At 47.8% G+C, this 25,068-nt stretch carries 26 protein-coding genes; 12 read left to right on the top strand and 14 right to left on the bottom strand.

Going from position 1 to position 25,068, the window contains the following annotated elements:
• Positions 1 to 305: 305 nt before the first annotated feature.
• Positions 306 to 1,829 carry a YifB family Mg chelatase-like AAA ATPase gene (locus tag BIW15_RS20945; protein ID WP_005481190.1) on the top strand — a complete coding sequence of 508 codons (1,524 nt, stop codon included), beginning with the start codon at positions 306 to 308 and terminating at the stop codon, positions 1,827 to 1,829.
• Positions 1,830 to 1,885: 56 nt separating this feature from the next.
• Here BIW15_RS20945 and BIW15_RS20940 read toward each other — a convergent pair whose 3' ends face one another.
• A complete protein-coding gene (locus BIW15_RS20940; RefSeq protein WP_030000072.1) occupies positions 1,886 to 2,842 on the bottom strand; it encodes a DUF2860 domain-containing protein in 957 nt (318 codons plus the stop codon).
• A gap of 162 nt (positions 2,843 to 3,004) precedes the next feature.
• On the opposite strand from BIW15_RS20940, the gene BIW15_RS20935 reads away from it, so the two are divergent.
• Entirely contained in the window at positions 3,005 to 3,883 is an 879-nt protein-coding gene (locus tag BIW15_RS20935; protein WP_031844182.1) for an acyltransferase, read from the top strand.
• A 41-nt stretch (positions 3,884 to 3,924) separates the two neighbouring features.
• Here BIW15_RS20935 and BIW15_RS20930 read toward each other — a convergent pair whose 3' ends face one another.
• The 4 genes from BIW15_RS20930 to BIW15_RS20915 form a co-directional block, all read right to left on the bottom strand.
• Complete coding sequence (locus tag BIW15_RS20930; protein WP_005454748.1) at positions 3,925 to 4,527, bottom strand: thiol:disulfide interchange protein DsbA/DsbL; 603 nt, start codon at positions 4,525 to 4,527, stop codon at positions 3,925 to 3,927.
• 34 nt (positions 4,528 to 4,561) lie between these two features.
• Positions 4,562 to 5,548, bottom strand: coding sequence for a serine/threonine protein kinase (locus tag BIW15_RS20925; protein WP_020839880.1), 987 nt, complete (start codon positions 5,546 to 5,548; stop codon positions 4,562 to 4,564).
• Positions 5,549 to 5,602: 54 nt separating this feature from the next.
• Positions 5,603 to 7,024 (bottom strand): cytochrome c oxidase accessory protein CcoG, encoded by a 1,422-nt coding sequence (ccoG, locus tag BIW15_RS20920; protein WP_015297519.1) that lies wholly within the window; start codon positions 7,022 to 7,024, stop codon positions 5,603 to 5,605.
• Positions 7,025 to 7,300: 276 nt separating this feature from the next.
• A complete protein-coding gene (locus BIW15_RS20915) occupies positions 7,301 to 7,567 on the bottom strand; it encodes a YihD family protein (protein ID WP_005461387.1) in 267 nt (88 codons plus the stop codon).
• A gap of 575 nt (positions 7,568 to 8,142) precedes the next feature.
• Between BIW15_RS20915 and BIW15_RS20905 the strand changes: the two genes are divergently transcribed.
• Both BIW15_RS20905 and BIW15_RS20900 read left to right on the top strand, forming a co-directional pair.
• Entirely contained in the window at positions 8,143 to 8,949 is an 807-nt protein-coding gene (locus BIW15_RS20905) for a sporulation protein (protein ID WP_005497426.1), read from the top strand.
• 72 nt (positions 8,950 to 9,021) lie between these two features.
• Positions 9,022 to 9,675, top strand: a complete 654-nt coding sequence (locus BIW15_RS20900; protein ID WP_005461458.1) for a hemolysin III family protein — start codon at positions 9,022 to 9,024, stop codon at positions 9,673 to 9,675.
• Between the two features lie 67 nt (positions 9,676 to 9,742).
• Here BIW15_RS20900 and BIW15_RS20895 read toward each other — a convergent pair whose 3' ends face one another.
• The 6 genes from BIW15_RS20895 to def form a co-directional block, all read right to left on the bottom strand.
• A complete protein-coding gene (locus tag BIW15_RS20895) occupies positions 9,743 to 10,327 on the bottom strand; it encodes a DUF3157 family protein (protein WP_025632357.1) in 585 nt (194 codons plus the stop codon).
• Positions 10,328 to 10,352: 25 nt separating this feature from the next.
• Entirely contained in the window at positions 10,353 to 11,798 is a 1,446-nt protein-coding gene (locus BIW15_RS20890) for a TrkH family potassium uptake protein (RefSeq protein ID WP_005481183.1), read from the bottom strand.
• Between the two features lie 9 nt (positions 11,799 to 11,807).
• On the bottom strand, positions 11,808 to 13,184 hold the full coding sequence (gene trkA / locus BIW15_RS20885) for a Trk system potassium transporter TrkA (protein ID WP_005461427.1): 1,377 nt from the start codon (positions 13,182 to 13,184) through the stop codon (positions 11,808 to 11,810).
• Positions 13,185 to 13,248: 64 nt separating this feature from the next.
• Entirely contained in the window at positions 13,249 to 14,532 is a 1,284-nt protein-coding gene (rsmB, locus tag BIW15_RS20880; protein ID WP_005394040.1) for a 16S rRNA (cytosine(967)-C(5))-methyltransferase RsmB, read from the bottom strand.
• Positions 14,533 to 14,612: 80 nt separating this feature from the next.
• Entirely contained in the window at positions 14,613 to 15,560 is a 948-nt protein-coding gene (fmt, locus tag BIW15_RS20875; RefSeq protein WP_005461453.1) for a methionyl-tRNA formyltransferase, read from the bottom strand.
• A 33-nt stretch (positions 15,561 to 15,593) separates the two neighbouring features.
• Positions 15,594 to 16,112, bottom strand: coding sequence for a peptide deformylase (gene def / locus BIW15_RS20870; RefSeq protein WP_005461416.1), 519 nt, complete (start codon positions 16,110 to 16,112; stop codon positions 15,594 to 15,596).
• A 138-nt stretch (positions 16,113 to 16,250) separates the two neighbouring features.
• Here def and BIW15_RS20865 point away from each other — a divergent pair, with 138 nt between their 5' ends.
• The 4 genes from BIW15_RS20865 to BIW15_RS20850 all read left to right on the top strand — a co-directional run bounded on the left by BIW15_RS20865 (position 16,251) and on the right by BIW15_RS20850 (position 19,571).
• Positions 16,251 to 17,345, top strand: coding sequence for a LysM peptidoglycan-binding domain-containing protein (locus tag BIW15_RS20865; protein ID WP_005461388.1), 1,095 nt, complete (start codon positions 16,251 to 16,253; stop codon positions 17,343 to 17,345).
• Positions 17,329 to 18,441 carry a DNA-processing protein DprA gene (dprA, locus tag BIW15_RS20860; RefSeq protein ID WP_077281568.1) on the top strand — a complete coding sequence of 371 codons (1,113 nt, stop codon included), beginning with the start codon at positions 17,329 to 17,331 and terminating at the stop codon, positions 18,439 to 18,441. Before BIW15_RS20865 ends, dprA begins: the two co-directional genes overlap by 17 nt.
• Positions 18,442 to 18,443: 2 nt before the next feature.
• Positions 18,444 to 18,923, top strand: coding sequence for a DUF494 family protein (locus tag BIW15_RS20855; protein ID WP_005461440.1), 480 nt, complete (start codon positions 18,444 to 18,446; stop codon positions 18,921 to 18,923).
• A gap of 78 nt (positions 18,924 to 19,001) precedes the next feature.
• Positions 19,002 to 19,571, top strand: a complete 570-nt coding sequence (locus BIW15_RS20850; RefSeq protein ID WP_021449061.1) for a type I DNA topoisomerase — start codon at positions 19,002 to 19,004, stop codon at positions 19,569 to 19,571.
• 69 nt (positions 19,572 to 19,640) lie between these two features.
• On the opposite strand, the gene BIW15_RS20845 is transcribed toward BIW15_RS20850, so the two are convergent.
• On the bottom strand, positions 19,641 to 20,768 hold the full coding sequence (locus BIW15_RS20845; RefSeq protein ID WP_077281567.1) for a 5-(carboxyamino)imidazole ribonucleotide synthase: 1,128 nt from the start codon (positions 20,766 to 20,768) through the stop codon (positions 19,641 to 19,643).
• 4 nt (positions 20,769 to 20,772) lie between these two features.
• Entirely contained in the window at positions 20,773 to 21,258 is a 486-nt protein-coding gene (gene purE / locus BIW15_RS20840; protein ID WP_005394016.1) for a 5-(carboxyamino)imidazole ribonucleotide mutase, read from the bottom strand.
• Positions 21,259 to 21,457: 199 nt separating this feature from the next.
• On the opposite strand from purE, the gene BIW15_RS20835 reads away from it, so the two are divergent.
• The 4 genes from BIW15_RS20835 to BIW15_RS20820 all read left to right on the top strand — a co-directional run bounded on the left by BIW15_RS20835 (position 21,458) and on the right by BIW15_RS20820 (position 24,182).
• On the top strand, positions 21,458 to 22,015 hold the full coding sequence (locus BIW15_RS20835) for an L-threonylcarbamoyladenylate synthase (protein WP_015297509.1): 558 nt from the start codon (positions 21,458 to 21,460) through the stop codon (positions 22,013 to 22,015).
• Positions 22,016 to 22,062: 47 nt separating this feature from the next.
• Positions 22,063 to 22,980: an oxygen-dependent coproporphyrinogen oxidase gene (hemF, locus tag BIW15_RS20830; protein WP_024699626.1), complete on the top strand. Its 918-nt coding sequence runs from the start codon at positions 22,063 to 22,065 to the stop codon at positions 22,978 to 22,980.
• A gap of 101 nt (positions 22,981 to 23,081) precedes the next feature.
• The gene (gene aroE / locus BIW15_RS20825; protein ID WP_029823249.1) at positions 23,082 to 23,915 is read left to right on the top strand and encodes a shikimate dehydrogenase; all 834 of its coding nucleotides are present in this window, start codon (positions 23,082 to 23,084) and stop codon (positions 23,913 to 23,915) included.
• Positions 23,916 to 23,918: 3 nt separating this feature from the next.
• Positions 23,919 to 24,182 (top strand): DUF1488 domain-containing protein, encoded by a 264-nt coding sequence (locus BIW15_RS20820; RefSeq protein ID WP_005497408.1) that lies wholly within the window; start codon positions 23,919 to 23,921, stop codon positions 24,180 to 24,182.
• Between the two features lie 7 nt (positions 24,183 to 24,189).
• On the opposite strand, the gene BIW15_RS20815 is transcribed toward BIW15_RS20820, so the two are convergent.
• On the bottom strand, positions 24,190 to 24,738 hold the full coding sequence (locus BIW15_RS20815; RefSeq protein ID WP_005461433.1) for a gamma carbonic anhydrase family protein: 549 nt from the start codon (positions 24,736 to 24,738) through the stop codon (positions 24,190 to 24,192).
• Positions 24,739 to 25,068 lie beyond the last annotated feature (330 nt).

The raw sequence follows: 25,068 nt of genomic DNA, 5'->3' as shown, positions 1-25,068 counted from the left end.
TAATTTGTGGTTACCTTTCGCCCACAAGCCCCCGCGCGGTGCCAATAATGACCACGATAATCAGGGCTAGCAGTGTGTTGATGTGAGCGAATAGGTTCATCTGTCTGTCGTTCTTTTTTCGTTAAATAGTATTGTGTAATGTTCTACGAAAATGTTTGCGTCATTAGTGGTATCACACAAATCCGCTGCATGACAAGCAAAAAGTCATTCTTTTTTCACATTAACTCTCAATTTGGACGCGGTATATAACATAACCACATAGATAAAACATTTGTTTATATAGTGTTCAATAGATTGGGGAGTTTATGGGGCTGGCAATCATTCATAGTCGGGCAAGTGTCGGGGTGCAAGCGCCGTCAGTTAGTGTGGAAGTGCATATCAGTAATGGCATGCCCGGCTTTACTCTCGTTGGGTTGCCGGAGACTACGGTAAAGGAATCCAAAGATCGTGTACGCAGTGCGATCATCAACTCAAATTTCCAGTTTCCAGCCAAGCGCATTACGGTCAATTTGGCCCCGGCGGATTTACCTAAAGAAGGCGGACGTTTTGATTTGCCTATCGCATTGGGTATTTTGGCGGCTTCAGAGCAAATCGCGACAGATAGGCTCAAAAACTACGAATTTGTTGGCGAATTAGCCCTGTCTGGAGGATTAAGACCTGTCAAAGGTGTGCTTCCTGCCGCGTTGGCTGCAAGCAAAGTAGGACGTCATTTGGTGGTGCCTCATGTCAATGGCGATCAAGCGGCGCTGGTGGGCAAAGAGCAACATAAGTCAGCGCAATCCTTACTTGAGGTGTGTGCGGAGTTATGTGGTCAGCATCGTCTCAATCTTTATCAAACTCCGAAGCGAAAAACGGTTGAAAAGCATGGTCGAGATCTACAAGACATCATTGGCCAGCAACAAGGCAAGCGTGCTCTAGAAATTGCGGCGGCTGGAAACCACAACCTACTTTTTCTTGGTCCTCCTGGTACAGGAAAAACCATGCTGGCATCGCGTTTATGCGACTTACTGCCGGAGATGAGCGACGAAGAAGCGATGGAAACGGCTTCAGTCGCATCACTGACGCAAAGTGAGATTAATGAGCACAACTGGAAGTCGCGTCCGTTTCGTGCGCCGCACCATTCCAGTTCGATGGCTGCATTAGTTGGTGGTGGCTCGGTGCCAAGACCGGGAGAGATTTCTTTGGCTCACAATGGGTTATTGTTCCTTGATGAAATGCCGGAGTTTGACCGTAAAGTGTTGGACTCGTTACGAGAGCCACTGGAATCGGGTGAGATCATCATTTCGCGCGCACAAGGAAAAACGCGTTTTCCTGCTCGTTTTCAGCTGGTGGGCGCGTTGAATCCAAGCCCAACTGGCTATTACGAAGGGAATCAAGCTCGCACTAACCCTCAAGCTATTTTGCGTTACTTAGGTCGTTTATCGGGACCGCTTCTCGATCGTTTTGATATGTCGTTAGAAATTCCATCCTTACCGAAAGGCACGTTGGCGGAAGGTGGTGACCGAGGTGAACCCACGGAACTCGTTAAAGAGCGCGTCAGTCTTGCTCGCGAGAGCATGCTCAATCGAAACGGCAAAGTAAACGCACTACTCGGCAGCCGTGAAATTGAGGCATTTTGCCCGTTGCAAAAAAGCGATGCGGAATTTCTCGAAACTGCACTACATCGGCTGGGGTTATCGATTCGTGCCTATCATCGCATCATTAAAGTGGCTCGCACGATAGCGGATTTAGAAGGTGCTGAGCAGATTGAACGTTCTCATTTGGCGGAAGCGCTCGGGTATCGCGCGATGGACCGATTGCTGAAACAACTCACGGCTCAAGCCGTGTAGTGGTCATTTGAGAGGAGTTCGCGGCGAGTATTCACATGTTCGCCGCGAGAACCATGTTAGAAGCTGTAGTTAAAGCCTAACGACAAAAGGTATTCATTTTCGTCATAAAAGGTGATGTTTGAATCGGTTTGGCTATAACCCGCGAAGGAAATGAACGACCAGTTCTGCCAATCAAACACGTTTTGGTATTCGTAAGCGGCAAACAAGCTCAAGGTGTCATCACTGCGCGTTTTCGCAAAAGTTTGGCTAGCCGATTGATAATCTTTGAGTGCATAGCCTGCGGTTAAGGCTAAACGATGACGGTTGATGAATTTAAACCAACTTACGTCAAAGGCATAAGAGTCATACGATTCTGCTTTTCCATCCGCATCTTGGTTGATGTAGGTGAACGCGGGTTGCAGTAGCGATGTTTGGTCTAGTGAAATACGATATTCGCCTTTTACGTAATAAATACTGGCATCACGCGCGAGTGAATGGTCGGTGACTTCATCTTGTTCGACATCTTTATCGGCATAAGCTAAATCAAGGGTGAAGTTTCTATCGACCAAACCTTTGATTTGAAATCGATAGGCGTTACCACCTTCATCCGTTGTTTTACGAGCCGTACCCACTTGATAAGGATTACGCCACGTTTCGCCTTTGAGGACGGTCGGAAGGTAAGAGACATCCAATACGGTGCCTGACGGTAGTTCGTACTGATAGCCTAATTGAAAAGCCAGTGTACCGACTGCCACATCGGAACGCGTTGTACCAGCATACACTTGGTGGTTGAGCTGGTGACCAAACGTGTAGGCGATACTTCCGAGCGGCGCTGCGATGACGGTTGTGTCGCTTTCAGCGCTTTGGTTTAACGAGTCGATGGTTTTGCTGTTGTCGGTATTAAAGTTCGATTCCGATGAAATCACACCAGCATTGATTGATATTTCGCCGCTGAACCCTGCAGTTTCAGCGAGTTGAGCCTGAGTAGCACTGACGACAAAGGCCAAAGGCAAAAGGGTTAGCCTTGGTTTCATTCGTTATCTCCTTGTTGTCGAATGAATATTGTGATTTTGATATGAGTTTGGTTTTACATAAAACAAATCTGACCATTCTCACAAATGTTCCAATGTGGCAACGGAGCAGTATAATTACACGCTGTTTTATTACTCACACCTTATCACTGTTGTTTGGTTATCATGTTGGCATATTTGTTATTTTTTTTTAACGCTTCTTTTGTGATCCTCAATTCTGCGATTTGTTCACTCGTAATTTGTGTCATCGCTATTTTTAAGATCCTATTTCCGACCGCGCAGTTAAAAGCTAAAGGGACGGAAGCTGCCAACAAAGTGATGTGGATTTGGGCGACCGTCAATGCGGGGATTCTTGCCTTGTCTAACCGTGTGGAGTGGGACGTTCAAGGCATCGAGAATCTGAAAAAAGATGGTTGGTATTTGCTGATCAGCAATCACCTCAGTTGGACGGATATTGTTGTGCTGTGCTGCGTATTTAAAGATCGCATTCCAATGCCGAAGTTTTTCCTCAAACAACAACTGCTGTATGTGCCGTTTATTGGTATGGCATGTTGGGCGTTAGACATGCCTTTCATGCGTCGTTACTCTCGTGAGTATTTAATTCGTAACCCTCACAAACGTGGCCAAGATTTGGCAACCACACGTCGTTCGTGTGCCAAGTTCAAGCATACTCCAACCACGGTTGTGAACTACGTGGAAGGTACACGCTTTACTGAAGAGAAGCAGCGTAAAAGCAAAGCGGGCTACCAATACCTGTTACAACCCAAGTCAGGCGGTATTGCTTACACGTTGGCGGCAATGGGCGAGCAATTTGAGAACATCATCGATGTGACCCTCGCGTATCCAGAGAATACGGACAAACCTTTTAAAGACATGCTGATGGGGCGCATGACTAAGATCGTGGTCCATGTGAAAGTGTTGCCAGTTGATGAGCAGGTGTTAGGGGATTACTTCAACGACAAGCCGTACAAGCGCCAATTCCAGCAATGGTTAGGGGATGTGTGGCAAGAGAAAGACCAACTGCTACAAGAGATTCACAAATAAAAAGGGGAGCCATGTGCTCCCCTGTTTTCTGTGCGTTGCGCTTATTTTAGCGTTAGCAAGTAGTTCACCAGTGCAAAGTACTCATCCATTGATTTAATGCTTTGTGCTTGAACTAGGTATTTGTTATTTACGATAACCGCAGGAACGCCTGTCAAACCGCTGTTTTCGAACTGCTTGTCCATACGACGAACCATCGAATCAACCGCGAAGCCGTTGTAAGCCGCGTCAAATTTCTTCGCGTCTATGCCTTCATCTAGGAAGATTTGGCGAAGTTCAGCGTCGTCACGTGGTGGTTTGCGCATGTTGTGGATGCGGTTAAACATCACTGGCACCATTTGATCTTCAACCTTCATTGCGACCATCGTGGCGAATGCTTTGCTCATTGAAGGGCCCATGTTGCCACCCATGAAAGACACGTGGTTCTTTTGCAGTTTGGTGCCTTCAGGTAGCTGCTTTTTAAGCTGCTGGATAACTGGTTCAAAGGTATTACAGTGTGGGCAGTAGAATGAGAAGAACTCAGTCACTAAAGGCTTCTTTGATACCTCAAGATCCAATACTTTGTAATGTTCACCTTCTTTGAATTGCGCTGCATGTGCCGACAGGCTTAGCATCAGCATAGAAAACAGTGCGAACAGTTTTTTCATCTAAATATCTCCATTTTGAATTGTTCGGCCTGACTTACCATTGAGGCATTAAAGACAGTGGTGCTTCTTCTAAGCTGGCAATCTGCTCTTTAAATGCAAGGACCTGACCTTCCCAGTATTTTGGCTCATTAAACCATGGAAAAGCGAGTGGAAATGCCGGGTCATGCCAACGTTTTGCTAGCCATGCCATATAGTGCACCATTCGTAGACCGCGAAGCGGCTCGATTAGTTTCAATTCCGCGGCGTTAAAGTCGCAAAACTCTTGATACGCCTCTAAAATGATGTCCAGTTGCATCAGCTTATCTTGGCGTTCGCCGTTAAGTAGCATCCACAAATCTTGTACGGCAGGGCCGTTGCGCGAGTCATCTAAATCGACAAACATTGGGCCGTCGCGCCACAAGATGTTACCCGGATGGCAATCGCCATGCAGACGAATCGTTGCGAAGCTGCCTTGCCAGTGGTTTTCGATGGCTTTGATGAGCATGTCCAAGTCATTGAAAAAGCTGTTTTCTAAATGCATCGGGATCATATTGGCGTTTTGCAAAATCTCACGTGGTTGGTAGAGATACTCTTGCAAACCAATGGTAGGGCGATGTTGAAAAGCTTGTCGGCTGCCGACTTTATGGATGCGTCCTAAAAAGCGACCAACTCCTTCAAGCTGCTCTAAGTTATCGACTTCAAACTGACGACCGCCCACGCTTTCGAAGAGAGCGAACCCATAGCCTTGATAGTGGTGCAGGGTGTTGCCATTGATGCGTACGGGTGGGGCGACGGGGATTTCGTTATCAATCAGCTCAAGCGTGAAATCGTGCTCTTCTTGAATCTGCTCGTTGCTCCAACGTTCCGGACGATAGAACTTCACGACGTAGCGACGACGCTCTTCATCGGTAAATTGATACACACGGTTTTCGTAGCTGTTGAGAGGCAGAAAGCCTGATTCAGCACGAATGCCAATGCTTTCTAACGCGTACCACATGAAATCAGGGGTGAGGGCGTCAAAGTTAAACATACTTTGGGACATATAAATAAAAAGGCTCATTACTGAGCCTTTTTCCATTAATTATCGACGTTGTCGTTACAGCTTTTTGATAAACCGACTTTCAACTTCGATAGTGAATTCGTTGCTCTTATCGGTGAGTATAAACTGAATTGTGGTGATCGCAGAGTTTAGCTTGTCAGGATCGGCACCAAGGCTCATTGGCAAGTTCAACACTTCCCCTGGCTCAACTTGAATTGTTTGTTTGCCGTACCAACTCACATCGTTCAATCCTTTTACATCCAGATTGTATTCTTGGACTTGTTGAGTTTTGTTGATCACTTTTAGGGTGTAGGTGTTTTCTACTTCGCCAGCGCTGTTCACGCGGAACAGTTGGTTACGGTCGCGAATCACGCTCATGCCTGCAGGATCGACGGCGGCGATTTGAGCGAAGAACAGACCAATCATCACCAAGAGTACCGCGCCGTAGCCCAGTAGCTTAGGTCGCATCACTTTGGTGTGTTTGCCCGATAGACGGTGTTCGGTGGTGTAGCTGATTAAGCCTTTTTCGTAGCCCATGCGATCCATGGTGTTGTCACACGCATCAATACAAGCGCCACAGTTGATACATTCATACTGCAAGCCGTCACGGATATCGATGCCAGTTGGACACACCTGCACACACAGGTCACAATCAATACAGTCACCTAAGCCCAGTTGTTTTGGATCGGCTTTACGTGAACGCGGACCGCGCTTTTCACCACGTTTGGTATCGTAACCGACAATGAACGTGTCTTTGTCGAACATCGCTGATTGAAAACGCGCGTAAGGACACATGTGAATACACATGATTGAGCGCATCCAACCTGCGTTGCCGTAAGTACAGATGGCAAAGAACATCACCCAGAATACTGGCCAGAAGTTCGCGTTGAAGGTGAAGAAATCAATCACCAGCTGTTTCATCGGTACAAAGTAACCAACAAAGGTGAAGCCTGTGGCGAGCGCGATAGCAAACCAAGCGATGTGCTTGAGTGTTTTACGCATGGCTAAGTTGGCGGTGAGTTTATTGGCGTCTTGTTTGCGACGTTTATTCGCGCTGCCTTCGAGTTTTTCTTCAAACCAGATGTACATGAAGGTCCACACGGTTTGCGGGCAGAGATAGCCACACCAGACTCGGCCTAAAAAGGTGGTAATGAAGAACAGGCCAAACGCGGCGATCACAAAGAGCAGAGCGAGTAGGGTCAGATCTTGCGGATAAAGCGTGGTGCCGAAAAAGTTGAACTGCTGGTTGCCGATATCAAGCAAGATCGCTTGTCGCTCGCCATATGGGATCCACGGTACCAAAGCAAACAGTAGCAGTAAGAACCAACCACCGTAGCGACGCAGTTTTTGGTAAGTCCCTTTACTTTCTCGAACGTAGATGCGATTGCTTGGGTTAAAACGATCCCCGTTTCCTTTGTGGGTTTTCGGGTTGAAAGTCTTGGGAGTCACATCTTTGATATCGATCTTATCCTGACTCATGCACTCATCCTTCTTAGGCTTTTTTATAATGTACGGCGGCATTTCTGGTGATGTCGCTCTGTGACATTGCTATTAATTATTTTAGTTAATACTGATAAACGGCGATTATACAAGCAATAACAATTCCTTTTCTTTAACGCAGTCTACGTTTAACAACAAAAGTCAGTACAGTTAACCTAATAAACGGCTGAACAGTTATAACAGTATTAAGAATCTGTTTGATTTAGTTATAAAAAAGCGACTCTGAGGAGTCGCTTCGAAAGTCGTGAGACGTGTTTATTTGATGATGCCGCGAGCACGTAAGATGGCGGTTTTGAAGTCATCTTCTTGGTCTTTCTTCAGGCCCGGGATCATTTCGTCTTTGCTGCTGTTGCGCATTTTAAGATGGTAGATCAGTACGTCGTCGGAGAGATCTTCCAACTTGCCGTCGTAGCCCGCCTCTTGCGCCAGTTTGACGATGAATTGCAGCAGGTTCATTTCTTGGTCTTTTTGCCACTCAGGCTCTAATAGCTCAAGTAGCTCTTCTATGCGATGACACTTCATTTCTTTCTCCACAATATTTATAAGTATTTGCGCTTAAGGTATCAAATTGCATCGCGAAGACAAATAGAAAAGGAAGGAAAAGAAAAAGCGCAGCTGGCGCCGCGCTTTTGGTTAAGCTGCTTTGATAACTTTGGTTGTAACACTCGACACTATTGCTGTCTTCTCAACCAGTGTCATAGCTGGCGCAACTTGTTTTGCCTTAGATGCAGTAGTGAAGCCACTGCGGCGGCGCATTGCACTTGTATTGGTGTGTGCGAACCTGACTGTAGTTGGGCGCATTCGATTACCTAACTGCCAGGCATATCCATTGCCGATGTAATGGCCTGATTCATTATGAGTTGAGCTTCAACTGCTTGAAGGGTGGCTCTTTTGGCTTTCGCCAGTCCAATAAATGAGTCAGGAATACCGATATGCATGCATATCATGTATAGGTTAGCACCCTTGTTATAATTGGTCGATAGTTGAGCAATTGAATTCTCTCGATTTTGTTATTTTGTCGCTCGGATCGACGCAAAAATTTATTTTGATCCCATGATCAGCAGTAGTAGTATGAGATCTCGACAAAGGAGGTGCATATGTCATTTTTGAAGAAGACACTTGCGAGCTTTGGGATCGGCAGCGCTAAGGTAGATTCGATTCTAAATCAGGATGTGCTTTATCCCGGTCAAAGTGTGGATGTTTCTATTCACGTTTATGGTGGCGCGACAGAACAAGCGATCGATAATATCGATATGAAGCTTTGTTGCCGCTACATCGCAGAGGCTCCGGACGACCGTGGTGCGCGAGAAGGGCACAGCATGCGTCGAGTACCGCAAACGCATGTCTTGGCGAAATGGAATCTCCCGTACGCCTTTACGATTCATCCTGGTGAAGAGCGCACCTTCGACGTCAAACTCGACGTGCCTTGGAACACGCCAGTGACCATCGGCGATGCAAAAGTCTGGCTAGAAACCGGCTTAGATGTGGCGATGGCGCTTGACCCTACCGACAAAGACATTCTCACCGTTAGACCCGACCCACTTATGGATGCCATATTGTCAGCGTTTGAAGCCCAAGGCTTGCGTATTCGCCAAGTCGAATGTGAAGAGGTAAAAGGTTTCGAACTGCCATTTGTACAAGAGTTTGAAATGGTGCCCACTGATGGCCCGTATCATGGCGTATGGCGCGAGTTAGAGTTTGTCGCGCATCGCGATGAGCAAAATCTCAAGCTTTGGTTTGAGATTGACCGCACTCGCAGTGGCTCTCGCGGTATGCTTGCCAGCTTGCTCGGCAGTGGAAAACTCAAGCGCGAACTGTGTATTCCGGTGACAACAAACTTGGAAGAAGTGGGTGAGCTTGTCCTTAATTACCTCGACCAAACGACCGCGATTCACGAGTCTTAATTTTAGCTTACACGTGTACGCTTAATGTGCCATACTAGAGCGAATATTCCAAACTCTAGTATAGGCGCATTGATGTCCTCACCGCAGAAACCTCAATACAGTCAAAGTGAAGAGCTTGCCAACACCATCACGCACGGTATTGGGATGATTTTCGGCATTGTCGGGTTAATCCTGTTGTTAATCAAAGCGACAAACCACCAAGCTGACACATTGACCGTGACAAGCATGGCGATCTACGGCTCCAGTATTATTGTGCTGTTTTTAGCCTCAACGCTGTACCACGCGATCCCTCATCCTAAAGCGAAACGCTGGCTGAAAACCTTCGACCATTGCGCTATTTATCTGCTTATTGCTGGCAGTTACACGCCATTTTTGTTGGTGAGTTTACGCACGCCACTTGCGTTTGGCTTGATGATCGTTATCTGGAGCATTGCTCTGCTCGGCATCATCATGAAGGTCGCATTTGTTTATCGCTTTAAGAAGTTGTCGCTGATGACTTATTTGGTGATGGGATGGCTGTCGTTGATTGTGATTTATCAGTTGGCGATCAATCTGGATATCGGTGGACTTACGCTGCTTGCGGTGGGCGGTTTGGTGTACTCGCTAGGGGTGATTTTCTACGTTGCGAAGCGTATCCCCTTTAACCATGCGATTTGGCACGGCTTCGTTTTAGCGGGTTGTGTGTGTCACTTCTTCGCGATTTATTACTTTGTCGAGCCTATCTAAACTTAGCGACCTAAGCCTCACCCGTCAGCGTGGCAAGATACGCTCGACAAAGAATATCAGACCCGTATTAGCGAGTTTTCACTTCTAACACTTTGGCTGAAAACTGGTATTGCTGAGATTGCGGCACAGCCAGTTTAATGCTCTTACCTTGTTCTGCTTGCTGTGGTCGCAGGTAGGTATCCGCCATTCGTTTGATGGATTGCCAAACCGTGACCTTTTCTTTCGTCAGCTGCTTGCCAGACATATCAAACACTTGTACCTCAACTTCCACCTGAATGACAGATTGAGAGCTTTGGTTGGTGATAGACGTTGGCAGTACCAGTTCACCACTTTCGTAGCTCGCAGAGCCAATCAGTACGTCGACCCCTGAGTCTGACAACTGCATGGTTGGCTTTTTCGCGTTCACAACCACGGTGGTACCGACGGTTTTTGTTACGACCGGAATTGTCGCAATCGCAGGAGCTGCGACAGTTTCAACCGCGCTTGTTGTGGTTTGGGCTACGGCCTCTTTTGGCGCAGAACGTGTCATCACGTATTCCCAAGTAAAGTCATCGTTCAACTTCACTTCTCGACCGTCGGCTAAAGTGACGACTTCAGCGGCGTAGGCGGATGAGGTGGCGAGTAGGGTCGCCAGAGTGATCCATGTTTTCATTGTTATACCTTTTATTTGTGTCTGCTTAACGGCGCCAAAACGCAGGGAAGAACAGTACAAGAATAGTCAGAATTTCCAAGCGGCCCATCAACATACCAAAGCTTAGAAGCCATTTAGCGGCATCTGGTAGTGGCGCGAAGTTACCGGTTGGGCCGATCACGCTACCCATGCCAGGACCCACGTTGGCAACGGCGGTGATTGAGCCAGAAATGCTGGTCACGGGATCAAGACCAAGGGCACTTAAACAGCCAGCGATAAAGATTATGGTGATAAAGAACATCAACCCAAACGCCACCACAGAGCGCACGATGTCGTCGTTCACAGGACGTTGGTTGTAACGTTGCACGAAAACGCCGGATGGATGAATCAGTTTCATGATCTGTTTGTTCAACAGCGTCATAGCAATTTGGAAACGGAAGATTTTAATCCCGCCTGCGGTTGAGCCAGAACATGCCCCAGCCATCATTAAGAAGGCAAAGAGCGTGGTTGGCAGAGCGCCCCAAGCGGTGAAATCTTCCAAGCCGAACCCAGTGGTTGTCACCACAGAAACGATGTTGAACATCGACACTCGCAGGGCATCCAAAATGGTGTAACCATCGCGAATCACTAGCCAAGCGGCAACCACCAAGCTTGAGAACAAGAACAAGTATGCAAAGCCTCGTACCTGTGCATCTTTGACCAGAATATCGATGCTGCGTTTGCGTAGAGCGGCAACAAACAATAGAAATGGCAGACCGCCCAAGAACATGAAAGTGGTCGCGACCCAGTGCGCGCCGTTGGAGAAGTTGTTCATCGAGCTATCGGAGGTCGAGTAACCACCGGTAGATAGGGTGGTAAAGGCGTGGTTGATCGCTTCAAACAGGTTCATGCCCGTCAGAACATAACCACCAATGCACATGCCCGTTAAGATCAGATACACCAACACGATGTTCTTCGCTACGGTTTTGGCTCTTGGGCTGCTTTTATCTGACCAGTCAGACGATTCCGTTTGGAACAGCTTCATACCACCGACGTTCAACATGGGTAGGATTGCCACCGCCATTACGATAAAGCCGATACCGCCAAGCCATTGCAGAATCGAGCGCCATAACAAAATGCTCGGCGCCATGTTGTCCAAGCCACTGAGCACTGTGGAGCCCGTGGTGGTGATCCCCGACATGGTTTCGAAGTAGGCATCGGTGAAGCTGATGTGGTTAATGAACACAAATGGCAACGCGGCGAACGCGCTGGCGATGGTCCAGACCAAACTGGTGATGAGGAACATGTCGCGCACACTGAGTTTGAACTTGGCGGTTCGGCCAATCGTCAAACAAATGAAGGCGGCAAGGTGCGTGATCACAACGGCTTGGGCGAAATCGAGGAAACCGCCCGTACCTGTGAAGAAAGCGACCAAAGTCGGCACGTACATAAAAAGGGCCAGTTTGGATAAAACCAGCCCGATAACAAACAGTACGGGACGTAAGTTGACCATAGGAAAATCCTAGAGGAAGAATGGGCTCGGCTGGAACAGCGCTTCGACGTCTGGTACGTACTTTTTGTCGACCAAGAACATCACGACGTGGTCATCTTGCTCGATGACGGTACGATCGTGTGCGATAAGAACTTCTTCGCCACGAACGACAGCACCAATGGTGGTTCCCGGTGGCAGTTTAATGTCACCAATCGCTCGGCCAACCACTTTGGATGTGGTTTCGTCACCGTGCGCTACGGCTTCGATAGCTTCCGCCGCACCGCGACGTAATGACGATACGTTTACGATGTCTGCACGGCGAACGTGCGTCAGCAAGGCGGAAATGGTCGCTTGCTGTGGTGAGATGGCCACATCAATCACGCCGCCTTGGACTAAGTCAACGTACGCGCCGCGTTGGATCAGTACCATCACTTTCTTCGCGCCCATGCGTTTTGCCAGCATAGCGGACATGATGTTGGTTTCATCTTCGTTGGTGAGAGCGATGAATACGTCAACTTGGTCGATGTTTTCTTCAGTCAGTAGCTCTTGGTCTGCGGCATCGCCACAGAACACGATGGTGTTCTCTAATTGCTCAGACAGCTTTTCTGCACGCTGATAGTCGCGCTCAATCAGCTTCACGCTGTAAGTTTGCTCTAGGCGTTTTGCCAAGCTTGCGCCGATGTTACCCCCGCCAACAATCATGATGCGGCGGTAAGGTTTTTCTAGGCGCTGTAGCTCACTCATTACAGAGCGAATGTGGTTGCTTGCGGCGACGAAGAACACTTCATCATCGGCTTCAATAATGGTGGTGCCTTGCGGGCGAATCGGACGGCCTTGACGGAAAATCGCTGCCACACGGGTATCAATGTGCGGCATGTGCTCACGCAAAGCAGACAGCGCGTTACCCACCAACGGGCCACCGTAGTAGGCTTTTACCGCCACTAGGCTGACTTTCTGTTCAGCAAAGCTCACCACTTGCAGCGCGCCCGGGTATTGGATCAGACGTTCGATGTAGCTCGTAACGAGTTCTTCTGGGGCTATAAGGTGATCGACAGGAATGGCGCCAGATTTAAACAGGGCTTCTTTTTCTGCCAAGTATTCTGGAGAGCGAATACGTGCAACGCGGTTTGGGGTGTTGAATAGAGTGAACGCGACCTGACAGGCGGCCATGTTGGTTTCATCAGTGTTGGTTACTGCGACGAGCATATCGGCGTCTTGCGCGCCAGCTTCGTGCAGCACGTCTGGGTGGCTCGCATGGCCATTGACCACACGCAGGTCGTATTTGTCCTGCAGTTCACGCAGTCGGTCGGCATTGTTGTCGACGATGGTGATGTCGTTGTTTTCACCCACTAGGTTTTCTGCCAGTGTGCCGCCAACCTGACCTGCACCAAGAATAATGATCTTCATACTCTTTTCTCGTTATCTGAAAAAGGCGATTGAAATCACTCCAATCGCCCTATTTAGCATGCTGTTACGCGTGTGTTTTAGTTAGCACTGCGTAGTAGAAACCATCCATATCTTCTTCGCCTGGTAGAATTTGACGACCAGGCTGGTCGGGATCAGAATCCAGCAGTTGCGCATCCGCGGTACGTGCTAAAAACGCTTTTACTTGCTCCACGTTTTCTTGCGGTGTGATTGAACAAGTCGCGTAAACCATTGTGCCGCCGGGTTTCAGTTGCGTCCACATGGCATCAAAAATTTCACTTTGTAGCTCTGCTAATGCGGCGATGTCGTCTGCACGACGTAGCCATTTGATGTCTGGGTGACGACGAATCACGCCAGTCGCAGAACATGGGGCATCCAGCAAAATGCGATCAAATTGCTCACCTTGCCACCATTCTTGTGGATTACGCGCATCACCGCAAACCACTTTTGCCTGAAGGTTGAGACGCTTCAGGTTTTCATGCACACGTTTCAGGCGTGTGTCGTCGCAGTCAATCGCGACCACTTCACTGCCCGACGTGCGCTCTAGAATGTGCGCAGTCTTGCCACCTGGCGCAGCACAGCAATCTAAAATCAGTTCGCCGTCTTGTGGTTTTAGGTAGTTGATCGAAAGCTGCGCCGCCGCATCTTGCACCGAAACCCAACCTTTATCAAAACCAGGTAGCTTCATCACATCACATGGTGCGGCCAATTTTATGGCGTCCATTGCTTCTGTGTGTGGCGTGCTATCAATGTTTTCATTTTTGAGTAGCGCAAGGTATTCATCACGAGTGTGGTGTTGATGGTTCACACGCAGCCACATTGGCGCTTTTTGGTTGTTCGCTTCAACAATGCTTTCCCATTGCTGTGGGTAGGCCTCTTGCAGCAGTTTTAGTAACCAGCTTGGGTGACCGTATTTGCCAGCGTTGTTGCTGACGGCCATTTGGTCGAGTTCTTCTTGGTTGCGTTGGTAGTTACGCAATACAGCGTTAATCAAACCACGCAGACGAGGACCTTTCAGCTCTTTAGTGCCTTCAACCGTTTCACCGACTGCTGCGTGCGCAGGAATACGCATGAAGCTCAGTTGGTAAATGCCAACCAGAATTAGGTGATGGAATACACGTTGTTTGCCTTTGAGCGGCTTATCCATCAACTGGTTTGCGATCATTTCTAGGCGAGGTAGGTAACGTAGCGCACCGTAACAGATCTCTTGTAGCAGAGCGTGGTCACGAGGTCGTACCGTTTGTTGAGCCGCTGGAAGAGCGCTTGAAAGTGAGTGGCCCTTGTCGACGACAAGATACAGGACGTTAGCAGCCGCAGCGCGAACATTCATGATGAGTACCTTAAAGTAAAGGAGGGCATCTCTGCCCTCTAAAAGTTCGTATTATTGGGGATAATAACCCCTAGTATGGCTTAAACCAGCAGAGTGCCGACTTCAAACCAAGCTGCACGTGAGTTCAGAATATCCTGAACTGACATGGCTTTTTTGCCAGGAACTTGCAGTTGCTCTAGCACCAGTACGCCGTTGCCTGTCGCAACATAAATACCGGTTTTATCTGCTTGCACGATGGTGCCGGCTGGCTTGTCACTGGTTTGCTCTGCCACACGGCTTTGCCATACTTTGATGCTGTTTTCTGCCGCTTCAAAGTGGCTCATTGGCCATGGGTTAAATGCACGAACGCAGCGCTCAATGTGCGCCGCATCGTCGTTCCAGTTGATGCGTGCTTCTTCTTTGCTGAGTTTTTTCGCATAGTTCGCTAGCTCATCGTCTTGCTTCACTGGCACTGCTTTACCCGCAGCAATGTCTGCTAGGCAGTCAATCAGGGCTTCTGGACCAAGCTCTGCCAATTTTTCGTACATTGAAGCGCTGGTATCTGTCGCTTCGATTGGCAGAGTTGCAATCTTCAGCATATCACCAGTGTCGAGACCGATGTCCATCTGCATGATGGTCACGCCAGTTTCTGCATCGCCCGCCCAAATAGAGCGTTGGATTGGAGCCGCACCACGCCAACGAGGTAGGATAGAACCATGTACGTTGATACAACCCAGTTTCGGGGTATCAAGAACCGCTTGTGGCAGTAGCATACCGTATGCCACGACAACCATGAGATCGGCGTTCAGATCGGCAAGTTCTTGTTTCGCTTCGTCGGACTTAAAGCTTTCAGGTTGGTAAACCGGGATGTTATGTTCCAGCGCCAGTTGTTTTACCGGTGGCGCAGCCAATTTCTTGCCACGACCCGCTGGACGATCTGGGTTTGTGTAAACCGCGATTACTTCATGCTCCGAAGACAACAACGCCGCCAAGTGACGGGCGGCGAAATCCGGAGTACCTGCAAAGACAATACGTAAAGACTGACTCAAGGTAGACTTCCTTCTAATTGGGATGGTTCGAGATTAAGCGTTTTGCTGCTTCTCGTTAAAGCGTTTGATTTTTGCTAGCTTGTCCTGAATGCGTTTGCGTTTCAGTGGCGATAGGTAATCCACGAATAGCTTACCTTGTAGGTGATCAAGCTCGTGTTGAACACAAATCGCTAGCAGGTCGTCGGCTTCAAAGGTGAACTCTTTGCCATCACGATCCAGTGCCTTAACGGTAACTTCTGCAGCGCGAGGCACAAGTGCGCGTGCACCTGGTACCGACAGACAGCCTTCTTCGATGCCATCTTCGCCACGCTTTTCCAGAATCTCAGGGTTGATTAGCACCATCGGCTCATCGCGAGTTTCTGAAATATCAATCACTACGATACGTTTGTGGATATCAACCTGCGTTGCAGCAAGGCCAATACCTTCTTCGTCGTACATGGTTTCAATCATGTCATCGACGATTTTTTGAATCTCAGGAGTCACCGCGTCAACAGGCTTCGCGACCGTGCGCAGGCGATCATCTGGGAATGTTAATACTTGTAATACAGACATATTCACTCGAAATATTGAACTGTGCCGAAACAGCACAAACCTTGTTGGCTCAATTCTAGACATTTTATGGCCTAAATGACAGCATCCTTGCACCAATTTCCATTCTGGTTCCTGCTTAACAGACCAAGGACGAGGGTCATGAATCGAATTTTCCGCAACGTTGCCAGTGTTACGTTGCCGTTACTTTTCTCTTTCAACGCTGTAGCAAATGTGGATGCTAAACCACTGACTGTTAAAGATGATGCGCCACAAACGTATGTAGTCGTGAAGGGCGATACGCTATGGGATATTTCGGCCATGTACTTAGATAGCCCGTGGTTGTGGCCTCGTTTATGGCAAGTCAATCCAGACATCGATAACCCTCATTTAATTTATCCCGGAGATAAGCTGTCTTTGGTGTGGATTAACGGTCAGCCCGTGTTGAGCCTAAAACCGGTTAAGAAGCTGAGCCCGAAAGCACGCATCACAGAAAAGAAAGCCGTACCAACGGTAGCGGAAGGTTTGGTGATGCCGTATCTCAAATCGGATCGGTTGCTGGATCAAGATGCGTTGAACAATGCTGCAAAAGTGATGGGCAGCAGCAAAGGCAGTAAGTATCTGACGGCAGAAGATGTGTTGTACATCGATGGCAAGCAGACCGCTACAGGCTGGGCTATTTACCGACCGGTAGAAACCTTTTCGCGTGACGATGTGTCTAAAGAGATCACTGCGCTGCGTTTGATTGCCAAAGGCGAGCTCGTTGAGGCTTCGAGCGATTATTCTGGTTTGAAGATCACGTCTCAATTGCAAGAAATCCTGCGCAACGATATCGCGTTGCCAAATCAATCGGTTGAGAACACTGACTTCACAACAACGTTCTACCCTATGCCGTCACCACAAGGCAGTTCTGCAAAGTTGCTAGGCAATATCGAAGGTATTCGCTTTAGCTCAACCAACCAAGTCGTGGTGATTGATAAGGGGACGTCTGACAGTCTGAAACAAGGCAGTGTGTTTGATTTAAAAGAAGACGCGCATCCCGTTTACAAAGATGGCGATGAATTCAAGAAAGAGTTTGGTGTCCTCGATAAGAAAATAACCTTACCTCAAAGCAAAGTTGGCGAGTTGCTGGTCATTCGTCCTTATGAGTACTTTAGCTTGGCGTTGATCACAACCAGCACTAAACCCATCAATAAAGAGGTCTCTGTGGTTTCGCCTCTGACGCAAGAGTCGACCACCAATGAAACCACGCAATAACGACAGTGACCTTGCTGCCTGGCTTAAGCTGAGTTGCTTGCCAGGCATCGGTGGGGTCAAAATGAATAAGCTGCTCGCCAAAGATACGCCTCGCAATATCATCAATTCCTCCTCTGAACAGCTCTATCAATTTGGTTTGACGAACAAACAGTTGCAAGCTTGGGCTTCGGCCGATAAAGAGGTCGATGCTTGTTTAACGTGGCTAGCCACTTCTACAAATCATCACATCCTGACGCTGGCCGATCCTTTATATCCCTCTTTACTCAAGCAAGTTGTCGCTCCGCCTCCGTTGTTGTTTGTCGAGGGGAATCCTACCTTTTTATCGCAACCACAAATTGCCATGGTGGGCAGCCGTAACGCTAGTTTTGATGGTTTACACCATGCACGTCAATTTGCGGCAGAGTTGGCTCAGCAAGAATTGATTGTCACTAGCGGTTTAGCGCTTGGGATTGATGGCCATGCTCATGACGGTGCGCTACAAGCGGGTGGTAAGACGATAGCTGTGCTCGGGTCTGGTTTAGAACATGTTTATCCTGCTCGTCATCGTGGTTTAGCGCAGCGAGTAACAGAAAATGGCGCACTGGTTTCTGAGTTTCGCCCCAATGCCAAGCCTCGCGCAGAAAACTTTCCGCGTCGAAACCGTATCATTAGCGGCTTATCGTTAGGTGTGTTAGTGGTGGAAGCAGCCGAGAAAAGTGGCTCGCTTATTACCGCGCGTTATGCCCTTGAGCAAGGGCGAGAAGTGTTTGCGCTGCCGGCCTCAATTAATGCTCGCAATGCTAGTGGTGGTAACCAATTGATTCGCAACGGTGCCTGCCTCGTAGAGAAAACCCAAGATATCCTCGATGAAATACAGTCTTTACTCGATTGGTCTGTTAATCAGAGTATCGATTTATTTTCTACGCTAAATGATGAAGAAGAATTGCCATTTCCTCAGCTGTTAGCTAACGTAGGAAGTGAAGCTACACCGGTTGATATTCTTGCAAACAGGACCAATATACCTGTCCAAGACGTCATGATGCAGCTCTTAGAGCTTGAGCTCTCTGGGCATGTTGTTGCGGTTTCAGGTGGCTATATTCGAAAGGGGAGGGGCTAGCTATGATGATGGATATACTGATGTATCTATTCGAAACCTACATCCATAGCGATGCAGAGTTACAGGTCGAACAAGACGAGTTGGAAGAAGAATTGCTTCGCGCAGGCTTCCAACAAAAAGATATCTACAAAGCCCTTGTCTGGTTAGAAGAGCTCGCGGCGCTGCAGCAAAGTGATACATCTTCTGCGATTTCGGCTTGTATCGCGTCATCATCGACTCGTATCTACACTGCGAAAGAGATGCAGCGTTTGGATTTGGAGTGCCGAGGCTTTTTATTGTTCCTTGAGCAAATCAATGTGTTGACGACAGAAACTCGTGAAATGGTGATTGACCGAGTGATGGGGCTAGAAACGAGCGAGTTTGAGCTTGAAGACCTCAAATGGATCATTTTGATGGTGCTGTTTAATGTGCCTGGTAATGAAAACGCTTATACGCTAATGGAAGAGCTGTTGTACACCAAGGAACAAGGGATTCTTCACTAACCCAATCTAGGCAAGTTCGAGTTTAGCTAGCAAGAACGCGAGCTTGTCTTTTGGTGTGTTTTTCACGAAACGGTAAGTATGAGTAGTAAAATCGACAACACCCTTTTCTCTGCCCATGAACATGCATTGGAACACGAGCCGTGTCCTAAATGTGGCAGCGAGTTGACCCTCAAACATGGCAAACACGGCCCCTTTCTTGGCTGTAGCCACTACCCAAGCTGTGATTACATCAAAGCCCTGCACAACAATGATGGACACATCGTCAAAGAGCTTGGCGTTCCTTGTCCAGATTGTGGTAACGAGTTGGTATTACGCCAAGGGCGTTATGGCATGTTTGTTGGTTGCAGTAACTATCCGGCGTGCCATCATATTGAGTCGATTAATCAACCTGAGCCAGAAAAGCAGCCGCAAGAGCAACACGCGTGTCCTGAATGTGGTAAAGGTCATTTAGTTGAGCGTAAAACGCGCTTTGGTAAAACTTTCTACGCATGTGATAACTACCCTAAATGCAAATTTGCAGTTAATCTCCCTCCGGTTAAAGGGAGATGCGAAGAATGTGGTTTTACTTTGTTGGTGGAGAAGAAACTCGCCAGTGGTGTGAAATTGCAATGTGCCAACCGTAAGTGCCAGCACACCCAACAAGGGTAAATACATCAAAGGAATTAAAAAGGGTCGCATCGTGCGACCCTTTGTGATTTTTGGGGCTAGATTTTAGCGTTATGCTTGTTTCGCAAACTCGTGCACGGCTGGGAATGCCATTGGATCTAAGACATCCGCGAGAGCGCACAATCTACGGTGCAATTCTCCTGGGTAGTCACCGCATACGTTGATGTGACCCATTTTGCGTCCTTCACGTTTCTCTTTGCCGTACCAATGGATGTGACAACCATCCATGGCGAGCAATGCTTCTGGTAACGTATCTTCACCAAGAATATTCACCATTGAGGTTTCTCGAATCAGTTTGGTGCTGCCTAACGGCAAGCCGCATACTGCGCGCAGATGGTTTTCAAACTGACAAGTTTCTGCACCTTGCTGTGTCCAGTGACCGGAGTTGTGCACGCGTGGGGCAATCTCATTGACTAACAGTGTGCCATCGACATCAAAGAACTCGAGTGCCAATACGCCAACGTAATCCAGGCTATCTGCGACGGCCGTGAACATCTGCTTAGCTTGGGCTTGCAACTCTGGTGCATCAATAGCAGTAGAAAGGCTCAATACACCATTGGTATGAACGTTTTCTGCTAGAGGGTACACTTCAACACTGCCGTCTTTGCCACGCGCACCAACTAAAGAGACTTCACGATTAAATGGCACAAACTCCTCTGCCACAATGGCTTGAGTTGGTGTTGCTGCAATGCACTCCGCCATTTCTGCCCAGATCGTCTCGATCTGAGCCGCTTCTTTCAAGCGCCATTGGCCTTTACCATCGTAACCACCCAATGCACTTTTCAGCACCATAGGTATGCCAACATGTTCAATTGCGCGTTCAAGATCTTCACGTGTCTCAATCACGTAGTGCTTTGCATTACGCACGCCAGCATTATCGAGTAGCGCTTTTTCAACACGGCGGTCACCGCCTGCTTTGATGGCTGCGGTACTAGGGAGGAACTTGCCACTTAATTCACAGATGTCGAGTACATCGTGAGGAATATGTTCGAATTCTGCGGTGATCGCATCCACTTGTTCAATGGCATTTTCCAAACCATGACCAAGCACCTGTTGGGTAAGAGGATGGACAACGTTACCGCTACCGACATCGTAAGCCGAGATTTGGATGTTCAGTGGTGCACCAGCCAGAGACATCATGCGAGCCAACTGACCTGATCCGAGAACCAGTACATGCATCTGATTAATCCTCAGCTGGATTTGGGTTAGCCAGTACGGTTTCCGTCTGTTCATTGCGGAACGCTTCTACCTTCGCCATGATGCTTTCGTCATGAGTGCCTAGGATTTGTGCCGCTAAGATGCCCGCGTTTGCAGCGCCCGCTTCGCCAATCGCTAACGTGCCGACTGCAATGCCTTTTGGCATTTGTACAATAGATAGCAAAGAGTCCATGCCTTTTAGAGCGCGAGATTGAACCGGAACACCAAGTACAGGCAAACTGGTGAAGGCTGCCGCCATTCCCGGTAGGTGAGCTGCACCACCGGCACCTGCGATGATCACTTTGATGCCGCGTTCTTTCGCGCTGCTAGCGTAATCGGCTAATAGTTGAGGAGTACGGTGAGCTGACACCACCTTTGTTTCGTAAGACACGCCAAATTGATCCAGCATGTCTGCTGCTAGTTTCATGGTTGGCCAATCGGATTTAGAACCCATGATGATACCGACTTTCATCTCAAACTCCTTCAAGCTGCAAAATTAGGTGAGCTGATAAATTTGTGCGCATTATACGGGGATTTTTATCTCAAGCAAACGTTTGCGTCTTGTTGTTGACGCTATTGATACATTTTATAAAAAAATTGCTTTAGTGTCTGAGAATGAATATTTGTACACTTAGTGAAAATAATACAGTCAGACAATCAGGAAGTATTCGGTGGATAACTTTGAACAAGTGCTCAACGCACTACAACAAGGCGAAGTGATTGCCTACCCAACAGAAGGGGTTTTTGGTGTCGGATGCGATCCAGATAACCCAGAAGCAATTCAAAAACTGCTGGATCTCAAGCAGCGTCCGGTGGAAAAAGGGCTGATTCTGATCGCCGCAAGTTATGAGCAGCTCTTGCCATATATTGATGAATCTCAACTGACTCCAGAACAATTAGCGACCGTTCATGCAACTTGGCCTGGTCCATACACTTGGATCATGCCAGCGAGCGATAAAGTATCCAACTGGGTTTCAGGACAGTTTGATTCAATTGCAGTTCGTGTGACTGATCATCCTTTGGTTCAAAAGATGTGTAATGCATTCGGAAAGCCGTTAACCTCTACTAGCGCGAATCTTTCCGGCTTGCCACCGTGTATGACCACGGAAGAGGTAGAGCAGCAATTGGGTGACAAGCTGGTGGCCATTCTTCGTGGTGAAACCAGCGGCCGTGATAAACCCAGCGAGATTCGTGACGCCAAAACTTCACAAATATTAAGACAGGGCTAACCCTGCTTGCCAGCCATCAATAGGTATCACGTAATAGGTAATAACGTATGTCAGCAATCGATAAGTACGCCGTAAAGCAGTTCCTGATGTCACTTCAGGACTCCATTTGTCAGCAGTTAGAACAAGAAGATGGAAAGGCCGTCTTTGTCGAAGATGCATGGCATCGTGAACCGGGCGAACGTCTTGGTGGCGGTGGGCGCTCACGTGTTCTGCGTGATGGTCTTGTTTTCGAGCAAGGTGGGGTGAACTTCTCGCATGTGGAAGGGAAAGAAATGCCAGCATCTGCGACGGCTCATCGTCCGGAGCTAGCTGGTCGCCGCTTTGAAGCGATGGGGGTCTCTTTGGTTATCCATCCCAAAAACCCTTACGTCCCAACTTCTCATGCGAATGTACGTTTCTTTATCGCAGAGAAAGAGGGCGAAGAGCCAATTTGGTGGTTTGGTGGTGGTTTCGACCTGACTCCTTTCTATCCTTTCGAAGAAGATTGTCAGTCATGGCACGATACAGCTAAGGCAATCTGTGCCCCATTTGGTGAAGAAGTATATGCAGAACACAAAGCGTGGTGTGATAAGTACTTCTTCTTGCCACATCGAAACGAAACTCGTGGTGTTGGTGGTTTGTTCTTTGATGATTTGAATCACTGGGAGTTTGATAAGTGTTTTGACTACATCAAAGCGGTGGGTGAAGGCTATTGCCAAGCTTACTTGCCGATCGTGTCTCGTCGTAAAGACATCGAATATGGCGAGCGTGAACGTGAATTCCAACTTTACCGTCGTGGTCGTTATGTTGAGTTCAACTTAGTGTACGACCGTGGCACTTTATTCGGTTTACAAAGTGGTGGGCGTACCGAGTCGATTCTGATGTCGATGCCGCCGTTAGCTCGCTGGGAGTACCGCTACGAACCAGAAGCAGGAACGCCTGAAGCTGAACTTTACGAGCGATACCTGAAACCACGCGAATGGTAAGCACGGAATCTCCTTTTCTATATAGATAGATAGTGATAGGGTCATCTGTAATCAGATGGCCCTGTTTTCTCTATATCTAAGTAAGGAATAAAGGTAAGGACATGACCCCGCAAATCGATCGTTACGCCGTGTTTGGTAACCCTATCGGGCACAGCAAGTCGCCATTTATCCATACACTCTTTGCTCGTCAAACGAATCAGTCCCTTACATACACCGCAGAGTGTGCGCCTGTGGGTGGATTTATCGAGGCAGCGAAAGCATTTTTTGCTGACGGCGGCAAAGGCTGTAACGTGACCTTGCCTTTTAAAGAAGATGCCTATCAATTTGCTAGCCGTTTGACCGAGCGTGCTCAGCTTGCTGGAGCAGTGAATACACTTAAGAAGCTTGATGATGGTGAAATCATTGGTGATAACACTGATGGTGCAGGCTTAGTGCAGGACTTGTTGCAACATCAAGTCGTTTTAGAAGGCGCACGCATCCTGATCATAGGAGCTGGTGGTGCCGCTCGAGGAGTGATTAAACCATTGCTCGATCAAAAACCAATATCTCTAACGATAACTAATCGTACATTTTCCAAAGCCGAAGAATTGGCAGAATTGTTTTCTGCGTATGGCCCTATTACAGCAAAAGAGATGAATACCATTGCTGAAGAGTTCGATGTCATAATCAACTCTACGTCTGCATCATTGAGTGGTGAGTTACCTGCGATCTCTTCCTCGGTGTTCGCCGCCAATAGTACAAGCTACGACATGATGTATGGCAAAGGTGATACGACATTTAACCAATGGGCTAAGCAACACGGTGCGGCACATGCTTATGATGGTTTAGGTATGTTAGTTGGCCAAGCTGCTGAGAGTTTTATGTTATGGCGCGGTCTTCGTCCTGGAGCCAAACAGATTTTGCGTGAATTAAGAAAGAACCTTGAAGGTCAATAAGCGATGAATCAATCCATCTTATTCCCAGACATGCAATCATGGGATGAAGTATCACAATCAGTAAACTTTGCGGCGCAACAATCTGGTGCGCTAATAGAATGCTTTGTGACGAAACAAAAGTTAGAAAAGTTATCTGGCTCAGAGTTAGATACGGAGCAGGCCGTGATCGCCGCTTTTATTGATTACCGATTTGATCTGGAAGAAATAGCAGAAGAGTTAATAGAAGATGAAGCCTTCAACGAAGAAGGCCATATTATCATCGGCTAACAGACCTTTAGTTCAAGTCTTCTACTTCATGTAAGTAGTCGTTTTTGTTTTGAACATAGTTATTGGCTGACTTTTGCAAAAAAGCTCGTTCTGTCTCTGATAGAGGGCGAGCTTGTTTCACTGGACTACCGACATAAAGATAACCGCTTTCTAATCTCTTTCCTGGCGGTACTAAACTGCCCGCTCCAATCATCACCTCTGATTCAATAACGACAGCATCTAAAACAATCGCCCCCATACCAACCAATACACGATCGTGTATCTCACAACCGTGCAGCATCACTTTGTGGCCAATCGTAACGTCATTGCCAATAATAAGTGGATAGCCGTTTGGGTTTTCAGAGTTCTTATGGGTGACATGCAAAACACTGCCATCTTGAATATTCGTTCGATCACCAATGTGAATGTGGTTCACATCGCCTCGTGCCGCTACTAATGGCCAAATGCTAGAATCGTCCCCAATACGGATATCTCCGACTAACACTGAGGTTGAGTCAACGTAAACACGCTCACCAAGTTGAGGCTTTATACCTTTGTAGCTTCTAATTGAGCTCATCTTTTCTCCTTATTAGGGGCGATTACAGGGGACATGGAGGTAGAATAGTAGTGAAAACTCGCCTTTTAGAATAAAAAACACCCAAACGATAAAAAAATCAAAAAAAACGTGAAAAAGGGCTTGCCAATGTGATCGCAATCTCTATAATGCCACCTCGCTGACACGGCAACGCTTCGAAAGAAACGAAGTTGAAGTTAGCAAGCCAAATTAGCCAAGCGGAAACGCTTGAAGAAAGTTTGAAAAAAGTGATTGACACTAAACTTTAACTCGCTAAAATGGCCGTCCTGTTTTGAGCAAAGCTCAACAGGAAAAGCTCTTTAACAATATAGA

The sequence above is a fragment of the Vibrio sp. SALL6 genome (assembly GCF_002002385.1).
GTDB lineage: Bacteria > Pseudomonadota > Gammaproteobacteria > Enterobacterales > Vibrionaceae > Vibrio > Vibrio parahaemolyticus.
The sequence above is the reverse complement of the archived record's forward strand: the minus strand, read 5'-3'. Positions and strand labels throughout refer to the sequence as shown.

Bases quoted from the DNA above. Each gene is read 5' to 3' on its own strand.
- BIW15_RS20930 (WP_005454748.1), bottom strand. From the start codon at position 4,527: ATGAAAAAACTGTTCGCACTGTTTTCTATGCTGATGCTAAGCCTGTCG.
- hemF (WP_024699626.1), top strand. From the start codon at position 22,063: ATGTCAGCAATCGATAAGTACGCCGTAAAGCAGTTCCTGATGTCACTT.
- BIW15_RS20890 (WP_005481183.1), bottom strand. From the start codon at position 11,798: ATGGTCAACTTACGTCCCGTACTGTTTGTTATCGGGCTGGTTTTATCC.
- aroE (WP_029823249.1), top strand. From the start codon at position 23,082: ATGACCCCGCAAATCGATCGTTACGCCGTGTTTGGTAACCCTATCGGG.
- BIW15_RS20940 (WP_030000072.1), bottom strand. From the start codon at position 2,842: ATGAAACCAAGGCTAACCCTTTTGCCTTTGGCCTTTGTCGTCAGTGCT.
- purE (WP_005394016.1), bottom strand. From the start codon at position 21,258: ATGAAAGTCGGTATCATCATGGGTTCTAAATCCGATTGGCCAACCATG.
- BIW15_RS20925 (WP_020839880.1), bottom strand. From the start codon at position 5,548: ATGTCCCAAAGTATGTTTAACTTTGACGCCCTCACCCCTGATTTCATG.
- def (WP_005461416.1), bottom strand. From the start codon at position 16,112: ATGTCTGTATTACAAGTATTAACATTCCCAGATGATCGCCTGCGCACG.
- trkA (WP_005461427.1), bottom strand. From the start codon at position 13,184: ATGAAGATCATTATTCTTGGTGCAGGTCAGGTTGGCGGCACACTGGCA.
- BIW15_RS20945 (WP_005481190.1), top strand. From the start codon at position 306: ATGGGGCTGGCAATCATTCATAGTCGGGCAAGTGTCGGGGTGCAAGCG.
- BIW15_RS20915 (WP_005461387.1), bottom strand. From the start codon at position 7,567: ATGAAGTGTCATCGCATAGAAGAGCTACTTGAGCTATTAGAGCCTGAG.
- BIW15_RS20845 (WP_077281567.1), bottom strand. From the start codon at position 20,768: ATGCATGTACTGGTTCTCGGATCAGGTCAGTTGGCTCGCATGATGTCT.
- BIW15_RS20815 (WP_005461433.1), bottom strand. From the start codon at position 24,738: ATGAGCTCAATTAGAAGCTACAAAGGTATAAAGCCTCAACTTGGTGAG.
- dprA (WP_077281568.1), top strand. From the start codon at position 17,329: ATGAAACCACGCAATAACGACAGTGACCTTGCTGCCTGGCTTAAGCTG.
- BIW15_RS20850 (WP_021449061.1), top strand. From the start codon at position 19,002: ATGAGTAGTAAAATCGACAACACCCTTTTCTCTGCCCATGAACATGCA.
- BIW15_RS20935 (WP_031844182.1), top strand. From the start codon at position 3,005: ATGTTGGCATATTTGTTATTTTTTTTTAACGCTTCTTTTGTGATCCTC.
- BIW15_RS20900 (WP_005461458.1), top strand. From the start codon at position 9,022: ATGTCCTCACCGCAGAAACCTCAATACAGTCAAAGTGAAGAGCTTGCC.
- BIW15_RS20895 (WP_025632357.1), bottom strand. From the start codon at position 10,327: ATGAAAACATGGATCACTCTGGCGACCCTACTCGCCACCTCATCCGCC.
- BIW15_RS20855 (WP_005461440.1), top strand. From the start codon at position 18,444: ATGATGATGGATATACTGATGTATCTATTCGAAACCTACATCCATAGC.
- ccoG (WP_015297519.1), bottom strand. From the start codon at position 7,024: ATGAGTCAGGATAAGATCGATATCAAAGATGTGACTCCCAAGACTTTC.
- rsmB (WP_005394040.1), bottom strand. From the start codon at position 14,532: ATGAATGTTCGCGCTGCGGCTGCTAACGTCCTGTATCTTGTCGTCGAC.
- BIW15_RS20820 (WP_005497408.1), top strand. From the start codon at position 23,919: ATGAATCAATCCATCTTATTCCCAGACATGCAATCATGGGATGAAGTA.
- BIW15_RS20905 (WP_005497426.1), top strand. From the start codon at position 8,143: ATGTCATTTTTGAAGAAGACACTTGCGAGCTTTGGGATCGGCAGCGCT.
- BIW15_RS20865 (WP_005461388.1), top strand. From the start codon at position 16,251: ATGAATCGAATTTTCCGCAACGTTGCCAGTGTTACGTTGCCGTTACTT.